The following is a 15328-nucleotide window of genomic DNA, read 5'->3' on the forward strand; positions in this document are numbered from 1 at the left end:
AAAAACAATTTCAAAAAACAAAACAAACCCGGTAAAAACAACGGCTAAGTAAATTATTTTCATTAAATTAACATGGTATTTGAGCTTATTTTATTGTGATTTCAGCTTAAATTAGTTGTTCCTATATGCATCCATGTTAATTGTTAATGTGCAATGTAAATAATAAATAAACAGCTCGTAGTAATTAATACGCATTGCACAAGAGCTGTAGTTTAATCACAAATAATCATCTAGGGAATATCAATGAAAACGTTCAATATAGTCTCTCACAGTATTAAAGCTGCACTTTGTCTCTCAACTGCAGGTTTAGCATTTTCATCACTCGCTGCAGAAGATGAGGAAAAGAAATTAGAAAGAATAGAAGTAACTGGTTCTAAAATCAGCCGTGTAGGTGCAATAGCCCCTGCCCCAGTTACCGTTATCTCTGGCGAAGATCTTATAAACACCGGCGCCGTTAATATTGGTGAAGCCTTAAATAAATTACCCGCATTGGGGAATACCTACTCACTAGCAAACTCTGGTAGATTCATTGGTACTGCTGGTTTAAATATTCTTGATTTACGTAACATGGGCACAGACCGTACCTTAGTACTTGTCAATGGTAAGCGCCATGTATCTAGTTCAGCAGGCTCGCAATCAGTAGATACGAATACCATTCCTAGTGTTTGGGTTGAGCGTGTAGAAATAGTTACCGGTGGCGCATCGGCCGTATATGGTGCAGATGCAGTAACCGGGGTTGTTAACTTTATTTTAAAAGATAATATTGAAGGTTTGAATGTAAGTGTAACGAAAGGCGTTTCTGATCTTAGTGACTATAACAATGAAAAAGCGACTTTTTCATACGGTAAAAACTTTGATAATGGTCGCGGTAACGCAGCATTTGCAGTTGAGTACTCTGGCCAAGATTCATTAAATGCGCTTGATCACCCTTGGACAGACGGTTCTTACTCTAATTTACGTAACCCTGCTCAAACTGAAGCTAATAAAGATGACCCAAACTTTCCTGATAAAATTTACACACCGAATGCAGGCTACTACGCAATTAACAATGCAGGTGTATTTAGCTTAGGTAATGGCTATGTAAATACGTTTAACCCTGATGGCTCTCATCGTGATATTTATATTGGTGATAACGTTGATGGTTTACTATGTGCCGATTGTGACTCGTTTAACCTTGCACAATTTGATGAAATACAACCTGAATTTGAAAGGTACAATATCAATTTCAAAGTAAACTATGACGTAACAGAAGACTTAAATGCTTATTTTGAAGCAAAATATGTTAACAGTGAAGGTGAAAGTATTGGCCAACCAGCGTTCTTCTTTGGCGATCCGAGAAATACAATCAGTATAGATAACCCCTACTTAGATGACAGCGTCAGAACATTAATGGAAGAAGCAAATGATGGTGAAGGCGTTGACTCTATTAATGTGTTAAGAATGATGACAGATTTAGGGCGTCGCATCGAAAATAACACCCGTGAAACCACACGCTTTGTAGCGGGTTTAAAAGGAACCGTTTTAGAAGATTGGGATTTAGATGCATCAGTGGTTCGTGGTAAAACTGAGCTTGAGCGTGTAAATGGCGCTAATATGATCTTAGATAACTATTCTTACGCGCTTGATGCAATTGAAGATGACAATGGCAATATTGTATGTCGTAGTGAAGCGGCACGTGCCGACGGCTGTGTGCCAGTTAATATTATGGGTTTTGGTGCACCTAGCCAAGAAGCCATTGATTATATTAATACAGTATCAACCGGTACTTCTGAAATTACACAAACGGTTGTATCAGCTTCACTAGCAAATGGTGCGCTTTTTGAAGTACCTGCAGGCTACGTCGGGATGGCATTTGGTGTTGAATACCGTAAAGAAGAAAGTGAAACAATAGAACCTGATAACGCTGAGGGGACTTTCTTCAATGCGTTAGGTGAGGATAAGGGCGAATTTGATGTAAATGAAGTTTTTGCTGAAGCCACGATTCCTTTAGTCTCTGACCTTCCTTTTGTTCAAGATTTAGTACTGGATGCAGCTGTACGTTACGCTGATTACAGCACTATTGGTGATGCAACAAGCTGGAAGCTTGGCTTAGATTGGACCGTTAATGACCAATTACGCTTGCGATTAACACAGTCAGAAGCACTAAGAGCGCCTAATATTGGTGAAATTTTTGGCGCACCTAGCCAAACTTTCTATAACGTAGATGATCCTTGTTTAGCCGATAACTTAGATGATTTACAAAATAGCGACACACGCCGTGCTAACTGTGCTGCACTTGGTGTACCCGTTGGCTTTGAATCAGACTACGATTCGCAAACACTTGAAGGCTTACAAAGCGGTAACCGTGACGTAAAAGGTGAAGAGTCAACAAGTACAACAATAGGTATAGTGTACCAGCCTGATTTCATAGAAAATGCAGTATTAACGGTAGATTACTGGAAAATAGAGCTAGAAGATGCGATTTCTACAATTGCATCTCAAGAAATTCTAGATCGCTGTGTTGATAGTACTTCAGGCATTTCAAATCAATATTGTGATTTAATCACACGTGATGCTAACAGTGAAATTACGCTAATTCAAAACTCAGTTTTAAACGTATCAGGCCAAGAAGCTTCTGGTATTGATTTTGAACTGGCTTATGACTTTGATGCCCTTGAAGGTAGCTTTGCAACCCGCTTAATTGGTACTTACTTAATTGAGCGTAAAGAGTTCCCATTTCAAGATGAACCAGAGGAGTTCATTGAATATTCGGGTACAACTGGCGAAGCACAGTGGCAAGCTAACATTAATATAGAGTACAGCTATGAGCGTTTCTACACCTCTTTAAGCACTCGCTATATTGAAGAAGTTAGCTTATATACTGAGCAAGAGCTTGAAGATAACCCTAATCCTAATAGCTTAATGAACTTTGGTACTTATATCATTTCAGATATAACAGTAGGTTATAACTTTGATAATGGCATGGGTGTTAAATTAGGCGTAGATAACGTATTTAACAGAGAGCTTCCATACGGTACACGCGGTACAGGAAGTGGTAGTGCAAGTTACGATAATATTGGCCGTTTTGGCTACGTAAATTTATCATACGACTTTTAATTTTTAACTCTCCCTAGAAAGACCCTTAATTGGGTCTTTTTATTTTTTTAGATGAAATTTACTCAATTTATAGTTTTAAGTGACTAATAACTGCTTCATTATGTTCTTTTTTTAAGAACCTGCACGGTAAATGAGTTACATAAAAAACACATATAAGCGCAAGCATTAACCAATCATTAGGTTAATAAGCTAATCACTAAAGACCACTAAAATATCTACAAAGTTAAATTAAACTCAAAAAACAAACTCAAAAGAAGATTAGATGTAAACCAAGTAAAAAATAAATAAACACACCAAAAACCCGCTCTAACTCCTAACAAAACAACACAAAATAATAACAAGCAACTATTTCACCAAACGCAACAAACTTCAACTTTAAACAATTTAATAAAGAGTTAACTTACTGAAAAAGAATAAATTACGACGCTTCTATTCATAGTTTCCACATGCAATAATCGCCAGCCCTATAACAAAAGTTATAGGGCTTTGGCTAAATGCACACTGTATTTAGTTAAAATTTAATGTATCAAATTATTATAAAATCTCCTTTGGGAAACACATGAAACGTCATAATTTACTTTCTACTAGCATTAAATGTGCATTAATTACTGCTGCTGCAACAGCGAGTAATTCTGTGCTTGCACAAGATGAGCAAGCGACAAAAATTGAACGTGTTGAAGTAACGGGTTCGCGTATTTTACGTGAAGGCGCTATTGCACCAGCTCCTGTAACAGTCATAAGTGGCGAGCAATTAATTAATACTGGCGCTGTAAACATTGGTGAAGCGCTAAATAACTTACCAGCACTTGGCAATACGTATTCAATGGCTAACTCAGGCCGCTTTATTGGTACTGCTGGTTTAAATATTCTTGATTTACGCAACATGGGTACCGACCGTACCTTAGTACTTGTAAACGGTAAGCGCCACGTATCTAGTTCAGCTGGCTCTCAAGCTGTTGATACAAACACAATCCCAAGCGTCTGGGTTGAGCGCGTAGAAATCATCACTGGTGGTGCATCAGCTGTGTACGGTGCTGATGCGGTGACAGGTGTTGTAAACTTTATATTAAAAGACAACATTGAAGGCATGGACTTTAGTGTTACCCGTGGTTTTGCCGACTTAAATAGCTACAACAACGAAAAAGCCACCTTTTCGTACGGTTCTAACTTTGATAATGCCCGCGGTAATGCTGCATTTGCTATTGAGTACTCAGGTCAGGATTCATTAAACGCACTTGACCACCCTTGGACTAGCACATCTTTTGCGAATTTACGTAACCAAGCTCAAACGGAAGCAAACAAAGATAGTGCTGATTTTCCTGATAAAATATTAACACCTAATGCAGGTTACTACGCGATTAACAACGCGGGTGTTTACGCTCTTGAAGATGGCTATACTAATAGCTTTAATCCGGATAGCAGCGCTCGCGATTTATACATTGGCAATAATGTAGATGGCCTTTCATGTGCAAATTGTGACTTTTTCAATTTAGGTCAATTTGAAGAAATACAACCTGAGTTTGAGCGTTACAATGTAAACTTTAAAGTTAACTACGATGTGACCGACGACTTAAACGTCTACTTTGATGCAAAATACGTGAACAGCCAAGGCGAAAGCATCGGCCAACCAGCGTTTTTCTTTTTTGATAGCGACAACAGTATCAAAATTGACAACCCGTACTTAGACCCAGCTATCAAAGCACGTATGCAAGAGGAAGGCGTTGATTCAATCATGGTTAACCGCATGATGAGTGATCTTGGTCGCCGTGTTGAAAACAATACCCGTGAAACAACCCGCTTTGTTACAGGCCTAAAAGGGACTGTGTTTGAAGATTGGGAATTAGATACTTCACTTGTTTACGGTCAAACAGATCTTGAGCGCGAAAACGGCGCTAACATGATTTTAGCCAACTACTTTAATGCCCTTGATGCCGTTGAAGATACCGATGGCAACATAGTATGTCGCAGCGCTGCAGCACAAGCTGATGGTTGTGTACCGGTAAACATTATGGGTTTTGGCGCGCCATCTCAACAAGCAATTGATTACATAAATACAGTATCTGTAGGCACATCAACTATTAAGCAAACCGTGGTTTCGGGCTCACTTGCTAATGGCGCTATTTTTGAATTACCAGCAGGTTATGTAGGTGTTGCATTTGGTGCTGAATACCGTAAAGAAGAAAGCGAAACAAAAGAGCCAGATAACGCAGAAGGTACGTTCTTTAACGCATTAGGCGAAGATAAAGGCTCGTTTAATGTGCGTGAAGTATTTTTTGAAGCGACTATGCCTATTTTAACTGACTTACCGCTTATTCAAGATTTAGTACTTGATACCGCAGTACGTCATGCTGATTACAGTACAATTGGCGAAGCAACTAGCTGGAAACTGGGCCTTGATTGGACTGTAAACGATGAGCTACGTGTACGTGTAACACAATCTGCAGCCCTTCGTGCGCCAAACATCAGTGAAGTCTTTGGTGCAGCAAGCCAAACTTTCTACAATGTAGATGACCCGTGTCGCGCTGAAAATTTAGGTGACTTATCGAATGCTGCAACTCGCTCTGCAAACTGTGCAGCGTTAGGTGTAGCGAGTGACTTTAACTCAGATTATGACTCTGCATCATTAGATGGTTTAAGCAGTGGTAACCGTGATGTAAAAGGTGAAGAGTCTACAAGTACAACGGTTGGCATTGTTTATCAACCGATGTTTTTAGAAAACGCTGTGCTGACAATTGATTACTGGGAAATTGATCTAGAAGACGCCATTGACACAATTGAGGCGCAAGACATTCTTGATCGCTGTGTAGATAGCACGACAGGCATAGACAACCAATACTGTAATTTAATTACACGTAACGCCAGTGGTGAAATTTCATTAATTCAAAACTCAGTACTTAACGTAGCTGGTCAAAAGGCGTCTGGTGTTGATTTTGAATTAGGCTATGACTTTGATGCCCTTGAAGGGAGCTTTAAAACCCGTTTAGTCGGTACTTACCTTATTGAGCGTAAAGACTACCCGTTCCAAGATGATCCTAGTTCTTATATTGAGTACGCGGGTACAACTGGCGAAGCTAAATGGCAAACTAACCTATCAGTTAGCTATGCCATGGATAACTTTTACTCAACGGTTGAAACTCGCTTTATCAGCGAAGTTGATTTATACACAAATGTTGAGCTTGCCAGCAACCCTAACCCAAGTAACCAAATGTCTTACGGTAAATACTTTATTACCGATATGACAGTGGGTTACAGCTTCGATAATGGTTTAGGCGTAAAAGTAGGTGTTGATAACCTATTCAATCGTAAGCTTCCGTACGGCACTCGTGGTACAGGTGCTGGCTCTGCAAGTTACGATAACATTGGCCGCTTTGGCTACATTAACTTAAGCTACAGCTTATAATTAGAAACAACGTTTATTAAATATGTTAAAGGCTCGCACTGCGAGCCTTTTTATACCAATGGGCTTAATTAAGTGTACTTTTTGCAAATGGGCGTTGCTACTCATTATTTAATATTACTTAGCCATACACTTTGATACGGCTCAAGCTCTATGGTGAGTTGATCTTCGCTTATTGTTTCATCAGCCACTAAATCAAACCATTGCTGGGTGTTAATTAAATTTAAATCTGCAAGGGTAAGTACTTGTGGTTTATCACTTATGTTATAAACGCAAAATATACTTTGGCGCCTATCTATACTTTGCCGCCAAAAACCAAATAACCCCCCCGCTAGATGCAGCGTAAATTGCGTGGCATTTGGATGAAATGCACTTTGTTTTTTACGAATACCTAATAGGTGCTTAATACCATTAAACACTTTGTGATGATGGCTATATTTATCACCTAAAGCCGATAATAACTTTGACTCTTGCCAACGGTGGCGGTTTATAGCGCGGTTATGCTGGGAATTTTCAAAGCGTTCGTAATCGTTTGTAGTGCCAAGCAAACTATGAATATAAAGCCCAGGTATCCCTTCAAGGGCAAACATAATGGCGTGTGCACACATAAACCGCTCAAGGCCAAACTTATCTTGCCCATTGTGCGTACCTTGTAATGCATCAAAAAGTGCAATGTTTAGTTCATACGGTGTGTGTGTACCATCGTTGCTGGTGCGCATTGATACACGCCCACCAAATTGCATAGACGTACTCACCAATGATGCCACTTCGCTTGGCTGTAACAAGCCTTCTATTGGTCTAAGCCCTATGCCATCGTGCGAGGCAATAAAATTAAAATAGGTGGTGCCATTTTGTGCAGGCGGCATACTCATCATCCAATGCTTAATGGCTGTGCTATCGCCACTGAGTAAGGTATGCAGTAATAAAGGCGGTAAGGCAAAATTATAAATGCTATGGGCTTCGTTAGCATTACCAAAATATGAAAGGTTTTCTTGGTTTGGTATGTTTGTTTCGGTAATTATGACAACACTTGGCTCAGTATGCTCTATAAGCGTGCGTATGAGCCTAACGGCTTCGTGGGTCTGGGGTAAATTAATACAGTTTGTATTGAGCTGTTTCCATAAAAACGCAACCGCATCTAGCCTAAACAAACGTACGCCATTATCTAAATAGTGGCGAATAATGCGTATAAACTCTTTTAAAACTTCAGGGTTACCAAAATCAAAATCAACTTGGTCATGACTAAATGTACACCATACATGTTTTTCGCCGCTTGGTGTAGTTACCGTATTTAATAGCGGTGACGTACGTGGGCGAACTACGTTACTTAAATCATCGGTTAAACTTGCTGTTTTAAAGTAATCTTTACCTGGGTCTACATCGTTTAAAAAGTTTTCAAACCATACACTTCGGCTAGAGCAGTGGTTAATTACTAAATCTGCCATTAGTTTTACATCTTTGGCAATATTTCTTATGTCTTGCCAATCCCCTAACGACTCATTGACTTGTACGTAGTTCATTACCGCAAACCCCTCATCAGAGCTATACGGGTAAAACGGCAATATATGCAAAGCGTTGAGCTGCATATCGCACTGCTCTTTTATAAATCGGTGCAAGGTTTTTAGGGGGGCTTCAAGTGGTTTTGCAACGGCTTGTTCTGCCTCATCATGCTTAATAATAGAATCGCCATAGGCTATTAAAACGATATCTTGCTCATCCCACCGGTTAGTATGGGGCGTAGGGTCGCGCAGCGGGCTGTCGCCTAAAATTATAGTAATAAGCTGCTCAGCCAGCTCTGTAATACTCAATGGCAGCTCAACATCTTTATAAATGATGTGCAGATGTTGCTCTACCCGCTGTAAAAATAATTCACTTACTGTATTCACACGCGCCCCTTATTATTGTTTTATTTATTCACTAAATTCTTTATTATCCAGATCTACCGCTTCTTTTAAGCGCTCAAACACATCAGGCATGGCCGATACAACTCGGTTCCAACTTGGCACAAATGGCGCTTCCATCGGGTTATCTAAAAAGTGCTGGCCTGCTTCCATAACATTTTTGGCGAACATTTCTACGGCTTTTTCTTCTTGGTGCACATCTAGGTTTAACCCGTTCATTATTGCATCGTTGTGGTAGGTTTCTATAAAGTCTAAACCAATACGATAATACGTTGCTTTTAAAGACCGAATAGTTTCACTGGTAAATGTAACCCCTTGAGTAGCTAACTTTCTAAACAACGCCTTTGTTATGTCTATCGACATTTTTGATAATCCAGCATTTTGATCATTAAGAGAAAGCTCCTGATGCTTATGGTCGTAGTTATCTGCAATATCCACTTGGCATAAGCGATTATGCGAATAATTGCGATACATTTCACTTAACACGCCAATTTCTAGGCCCCAATCACTCGGGATACGAATATCGTTTAGCACATCCCGTCTAAACGAAAACTCCCCCGCTAATGGGTATCTAAAGGTATCCATGTACTCAAGGTAGTCGGTATTGCCTAAAATAGTTTTGAATGAGCGTAATAACGGCGTTACCAATAAGCGCGACACACGGCCATTAATTTTGCCGTTTGCAGTACGCGGGTAAAAGCCTTTACAAAATTCGTAATTAAAACGAGGATGTGCAACAGGGTATATTAAACGTGCTAACAGCCCTCTATCGTAAGTTAAAATATCGCAATCGTGCAGTGCTATCGACTCCACCTCTGAGGTAGCTAATTTATAACCCATGCAATACCACACGTTTCTACCTTTTCCAAGCTCACGCGGTGCAACGCCTAGCGCCTGTAATTCTTTATCGAGCGCTTGTAAGCGTGGGCCATCATTCCATAAGACTTTGTGATTTTGATTCAGCTCTTTAAAAAAGCCCAAAGCATGGCGATACTGTGACTCATCTGCCCTGTCTAAACCTATGGTAATTTGTGATAAATAGGGTACATCTCTAAGTTCTTTTACAATATTCTGTAACGCTGGGCCTTCAAGCTCGCTAAATAACGAAGGGAGTATTAACCCCATAGGCCGTTGCTTGCTAAAACCAATTAGCTCTTCTTCTAGCGCTTCTACCGGTCTATCGGCAATGTTATGTAAAGTTGTAATAATGCCATTTTGATAAAAATCAGCCATGTGATTTCTGCTCCTCAATAGTATTTAAAATGCTGCTAATACAAGGCAATGTGGTTATTTCTTCAATCCAACCCTGTGGAGCGGGAGATTGTGAATAACGCGCCTTGTTGTGAGATAACTTAACCGGCTTTTTACTGCTTGGGTTATGGATAATAATCGCGATATCAGCTTGCTCTAGCATCTGCTTATCGTTGTCACTATCACCGAGTGCAATTACCGTGAGAGGCTTTCTAAAATGTTGTGAAATTTGTTTAACTAACCACTGCTGTGCAGCGCTTTTATCGGTGTTTTTAGCAATATGTATAAAGCGCCCGCCTATTTTTATTTCGTAGCCAAGTGCTTTAACATCGTTTACAAACGAATTTAGTAATTCATCGCTTCCATGCCAATAAAGTGGGTCTGAAAACTCGCGTGTTTGAGCGCGCCTTGCCTGCGCTTCATTAAGCCCTGTGAGGGATGATATTTGCTCGCTCGATAAGTCACTAAATAATTTATAGTTTGCTTTGTATTCACTACTTAACGAGTTTAAATCGCTTAATAAGTCAGACAGCGGTGTTGCAAATGCATAACACCAATACGCCCCTACTTGCTTGCAGCCAATGGGTTTAAGCTCAAAATAATCTACGGGTAAATAAGCCGCCGCGCCATTTTCAACAATAAAAGGCTGTTGAATATTAAGCTCGTTTTTAAGTTCAACCACTTCGCAAAAAGTTTTACTGGTATTAAACACCACAGGAATGTGGGCGGCTTGCAAATCTTGCAGCAAGCCACTGATATTTTTAGTGTTGTAATCGCCATGATCGAGCAGTGTGCCATCTAAATCGGTAAATATAATAGGTTGCAGAGTATCATCGCTGGTCAAATGCATAGCACTAATATCGCGATTACTATCAAGCTCAATAAGGGCGTTTGCTTTAGCGCTTAAGGTGTTTAAATTTTCGCGAGTGATACGCTCAAAGTGTGAAATAAAGTGCAGCAGTTGATCATCACTCATGGTGCCATCGCCCTCGCCTTTAGCGGCAATAAGCTTTTGCTCTTGTTCTTGGCGCCACTTAAATACATCTTCAAAGCTCGGCGCTTTGAGCATCACTGTGTAATCTATTTTACTAAACACACTTTTGTATTCATTTGCTAGGCAACTGTTTACACAGCGTCGCCACACACCTTCTTTATCGTGCTGTGTTTCAAGCTCGTTTATAGGCTCACTTAAAGAAAATAACGGTTGTGGCTCACTGCCAACACACCAACCTTCTAAAATAATAATATCGATGGGCTTATCATTACATTGCCATGTTTGCTCGGGACTGCAGTCATCACAATGCTTATCAAATTTAGGCAAAGGTACGCCAACCTCTTTTGCAAGTAACCGGCTTATGGTGGTATTCATTAATCCTACATCGTGGGTGCCAGGCACACCTCGGGTGGCAAATAATGGGTGTACGTCTCTAGCGAGACCTTGGCGGTGAGATTTGGATAAGTAAAAATCGTCAATAGAAAGCGCGACACTGGTAAAGGGGGTGTTGTTACTAAACCAAGTAACTAAAAAATCCGCAAGGGTGGTTTTTCCTGAGCCTTGGCAGCCATTTATTGCGACAAATATAGGGGTATTATTTTTTTTGGATTCTAGAATATCGTGTGCAAGCGGGATAAAAAATTGCTCGCTAAGGTACTGATACTTTAAAGGCAATTGGTGCTTTGCTAAAAATGGGGTTATATCCACAATACTGGCCTCTGACATAGTCACTCCTTATAGTATGAAGTAACAAATGCAGGTACTAGACCACTATTATTTTTATAATATTTTTAGTAACTTACAAAAATAGCGCAATTAATATGCGCTATTTTGGTGCGTAAATTTTACATACAGTGCAAAATTAATCAGTTTCTGGCTCGGCTTTTGGCAATACTAGATTAAGTACAATACCTAAAATGGCGCACAAGCTAACCCCTTCTAAGCTAAATTGGCTACCACCAATGTGCATCCCGCCAATCCCGCATACTAATATAAGTGCCACAATACTTAAATTACGGGGTGCAGTTAAATCATCACCCGATTTAACCAATGTATTTAAGCCCACGACCGCAATTGAGCCAAACAACAAAATCATGATGCCGCCCATTACAGGTACAGGAATAGTTTGTAAACCTGCGCCCATTTTTGCTACAAATGCCAGCACAATCGCAATAATGGCAGTCCACATCATCACTTTAGGATTAAAGTTTTTGGTCAGCATAACTGCGCCTGTCACTTCTGAGTAGGTTGTATTAGGCGGCCCGCCAAACATTGACGCTGCTGCAGTGGCTAAACCATCACCAAATAAAGTGCGATGTAAGCCTGGTTTTTTTAAAAAATCTTTATTAGTTACTTGGCTAATAGCCATCATATCGCCAATGTGCTCAATAGCAGGGGCAATAGCTACAGGTACCATAAATAATATGGCTTGCCATTTAAATTCTGGCCATGTGAAGTTTGGTACAGCCAACAAGCTCGCTTCATTTACGCTGCTAAATTCCACTACACCCATTACAAGCGACAAAACATAGCCCGATATAACACCTGCTAATATAGGTATAAGCTTATATACACCTTTGCCCCACACAGCAAAAATAAGTGTTACAACAAGAGAAAACAGCGAAATAATAATGGCTTTATCGTAAGCGATGAGTTCAATACTGCCATCGCCACTTTTACCCATTGCCATATTTACCGCAACCGGCGCAAGTGCTAAACCAATCACCATAATAACGGGGCCAACCACCACTGGTGGCAAAATTTTATGAAGTGTTGCCACCCCTTTAAATTTAACCAACAATGCCAACAACATATAAGCGCCACCTGCAGCCATTAAGCCCCCCATGGTGGCTGGTACGCCCCACATTTGTACTGAGGCAATAATAGGCGCAATAAACGCAAACGATGATGCTAAAAATATAGGCACTTTGCCTTTCGTCACTACCTGAAATAGTAAAGTCCCTACACCGGCCGTAAACAAAGCGACACTGGGGTCAAGCCCCGTTAATAAAGGTACTAACACTAACGCACCAAATGCTACAAACAGCATTTGAGCGCCAGTTAAAATAGTTTTTACAGAAAAAGTGGCGTTATTTTGCACTGAATACTCCTAAACCGTACCAAATATTTTGTCGCCTGCATCACCAAGACCTGGGATAATATAACCTTTATCGTTTAAGTGACTATCCACTGAGGCGGTAAATATTTCAATATCTGGATGAGCTTCTAAAGTTTTTTCTACGCCTTCTGGCGCAGCTACAAGTACAATGACTTTAATGTCTTTACAGCCTGCTTTTTTAAGCATATCAATTGTTGCAATCATAGAGCCGCCAGTGGCAAGCATAGGGTCTATAACTAAGCTTAAACGTTCATCAATATTGCCTACTAACTTTTCAAAGTAAGGCACTGGCTCAAGTGTTTCTTCGTTACGCTCAAGGCCCACAACACTTACTTTAGCCGCTGGTAATAACTGCATAACGCCATCCATCATGCCAAGACCAGCGCGTAAAATGGGCACTACCGTAATTTTTTTACCCTTAATGTGCTCTACTTTTAATTTATTGCCGTCCCAGCCAGTAATTTCGTTATCTTCTAGCGGTAGGTTTTTCGTTGCTTCGTAAGTTAATAACGTACCTACCTCAGAGCATAATTCACGAAAGCTTTTAGTACTTATACCGTGAGCGCGCATTAAGCCTAATTTGTGTTGAACTAGAGGGTGTGAAATTACGTGAATTGACATGATAAAAACCTACTGATACAAGAATTAGCGGTATTTTATATTAAAAAAGGTCATTTGACCTGCAATTTTAAATAAGTTTTCATAGATCGTGCCAAAATGTATTGATTTGCTTGATATTTATGCAAGTCATCAACCCACCGTGTTTATAAGTTGTTATTTGCTAACGTTGTGTTTACTTGCGCCATCATATAACTATTTATTTTAAAATGCGTTGGGCTCCACCCTGCTAAAAAGCGATAGAAATCAGCCCATGTTATAGACCATAACTCTTGCCATTGAGCTATTACATCGTCAGCTATTATGGTTGGCTGATAAACTTTAAGTGCATTTTTAAACTGCGAAAAATAATAAGCTAAATGCGTATCAGCATACTTATGTAACTGCTCTTCGTTAAAGCAACTCGTCATAAAGTACATTACATCTGTAACACCAACGCCTGCGCCTACATATTGAAAGTCATAAGCGAGTATTTCGCTTTGCTCACTTGCAGCAAAATTGGCAAGTTTAGCATCGCCATGTATAAGGGTTTTAAAGTGAGATGCTTGCAGCGTTTTATCTATTTTAAATGCCGCATTTTTAATATCGGACTTTTCATCTAACGTTTCATCAAGCTTTTTATACTCATCAGGGCGTGTGCTTAAATGCCAATAATTCCCTTGTTGCCATAAACCTGTTGCAGGCTTATTTAAATTAAACGCATGAAAGTGTGCTAACCAAGTGAGTATTGCCTTTATGTGAAGAGAGCTTGCTTGAGCAAAACCATGTTTGGTAAAGTTTTTAAATACCAGCGCATAATCATCGCCGCTATTAATTGCACTTACACATTCAATACTTTTTGCTTTATTAGGTAAAAACGGGCTGTAACGCTTATAAAAGTTGTATTCAACGCAATAAGATTGCTGCTTTCTTTTTAATGCAAATTCGCTTTGCTTAATTTTAGGATGGTTTATGTGGCTTGGTATTTTAATCGCTTTGATAACACATGGCTCGGCATCAAGCGTGCACTCAACAATACTGCCACACCCGCTCCAAAGCGATGTTAGCGTATCGCCGATTTCAATGTGTTTAAAATGAGGCTGTAAAAGAGGAAGATAAAATGCCATGGTAATATTAAGTAATTAAATTTTTTGTAGTTTAACATTAGTGGGCGTTTTTAATAAAACGATTGCATCTATGAGCCTCCTTTCTTTTTTAGCGTGACACCCATCTTAATTTCTAAATTACAAAAAGTTAAAGTTCACTAATGAATTTATGTTTTTAACTGTCCAAAAATAATCTGAGTTTTAAAATAGAGATATTACTAAATAAGGCTCAAATGCCAGCCCCAAAAATTTCTACATTATGTAGTTGGAGTGCTCAAAAAGTGATTAGGCTCTAAGCGAATAACTTTGCGCAGTTACTGATATTCGCTCGCCGCTTTCGGTTTAAGTTTTCGCAATACCCTTCTTGTGAGGCTGGCCTGCCCACTGCACCATGAAATACGCGCGTAAATTGTGTGGTGAGTTTTAACCAGTTTTCTGATGATATATTAAGCCTTTCTAGCAAAGGAAGGGTCATATTATCTATATGCCCGTGCTTACCCTCTCGCATTACTCGCCCTGTTAGCTCAACGAGTTCAAGGTACGATTTGAGCTCAAACGGCAGCCCTTTAGGCATTACTTGACGTGGCATGCCAGCAAAGCGAAGTAGTTGTTTTGGCTGCTTGCCTTCTTTTGCGCATATTGAGCGTACTTGAGCGCTGGTATGGTCTGACTTTTCTGGCGTGTTAGCCATCTTGGCTCTAATGGGGTTTAAATCTACATAGGCCATACACGCTGCAAGTGCTGCTTCATCAAGAAGTGCTTGAGATTTGAATCTACCTTCCCAGAAACGCCCTGTGCAGTTATCTTCTTTATTTGCTCTACGCGCTATATTTTCATTTAATAGGCGCATAAACCAGCTAATACTTG

At 39.9% G+C, this 15328-nt stretch carries 8 protein-coding genes and 1 pseudogene; 2 read left to right on the forward strand and 7 right to left on the reverse strand.

Annotated elements, in window-relative coordinates:
* Positions 1–243 precede the first annotated feature (243 nt).
* Both AN393_RS01535 and AN393_RS01540 read left to right on the forward strand, forming a co-directional pair.
* On the forward strand, positions 244–3096 hold the full coding sequence (locus AN393_RS01535) for a TonB-dependent receptor domain-containing protein (RefSeq protein WP_055017133.1): 2853 nt from the start codon (positions 244–246) through the stop codon (positions 3094–3096).
* A 559-nt stretch (positions 3097–3655) separates the two neighbouring features.
* Entirely contained in the window at positions 3656–6496 is a 2841-nt protein-coding gene (locus AN393_RS01540) for a TonB-dependent receptor domain-containing protein (protein ID WP_055017134.1), read from the forward strand.
* Between the two features lie 104 nt (positions 6497–6600).
* Here the strand turns inward: AN393_RS01540 and AN393_RS01545 are convergent, their stop codons facing one another.
* From AN393_RS01545 to AN393_RS01575, 7 genes and pseudogenes are all read right to left on the reverse strand, one after another.
* The gene (locus AN393_RS01545; RefSeq protein WP_055013757.1) at positions 6601–8379 is read right to left on the reverse strand and encodes a sugar phosphorylase; all 1779 of its coding nucleotides are present in this window, start codon (positions 8377–8379) and stop codon (positions 6601–6603) included.
* 24 nt (positions 8380–8403) lie between these two features.
* Complete coding sequence (locus AN393_RS01550) at positions 8404–9627, reverse strand: hypothetical protein (protein WP_055013758.1); 1224 nt, start codon at positions 9625–9627, stop codon at positions 8404–8406.
* A complete protein-coding gene (locus AN393_RS01555; RefSeq protein WP_055013759.1) occupies positions 9620–11365 on the reverse strand; it encodes an HAD-IIB family hydrolase in 1746 nt (581 codons plus the stop codon). Before AN393_RS01555 ends, AN393_RS01550 begins: the two co-directional genes overlap by 8 nt.
* Positions 11366–11501: 136 nt before the next feature.
* On the reverse strand, positions 11502–12740 hold the full coding sequence (locus AN393_RS01560; protein ID WP_055017135.1) for a uracil-xanthine permease family protein: 1239 nt from the start codon (positions 12738–12740) through the stop codon (positions 11502–11504).
* Between the two features lie 9 nt (positions 12741–12749).
* Entirely contained in the window at positions 12750–13379 is a 630-nt protein-coding gene (upp, locus tag AN393_RS01565) for a uracil phosphoribosyltransferase (RefSeq protein WP_055013761.1), read from the reverse strand.
* Positions 13380–13522: 143 nt separating this feature from the next.
* Positions 13523–14482: a DUF1679 domain-containing protein gene (locus AN393_RS01570; RefSeq protein ID WP_055017136.1), complete on the reverse strand. Its 960-nt coding sequence runs from the start codon at positions 14480–14482 to the stop codon at positions 13523–13525.
* 271 nt (positions 14483–14753) lie between these two features.
* Positions 14754–15328 (reverse strand): annotated as a pseudogene (locus AN393_RS01575) (transposase); the annotation flags it as partial.

The sequence above is a fragment of the Pseudoalteromonas sp. P1-25 genome, from assembly GCF_001401805.1.
Classification (GTDB): Bacteria; Pseudomonadota; Gammaproteobacteria; order Enterobacterales; family Alteromonadaceae; genus Pseudoalteromonas.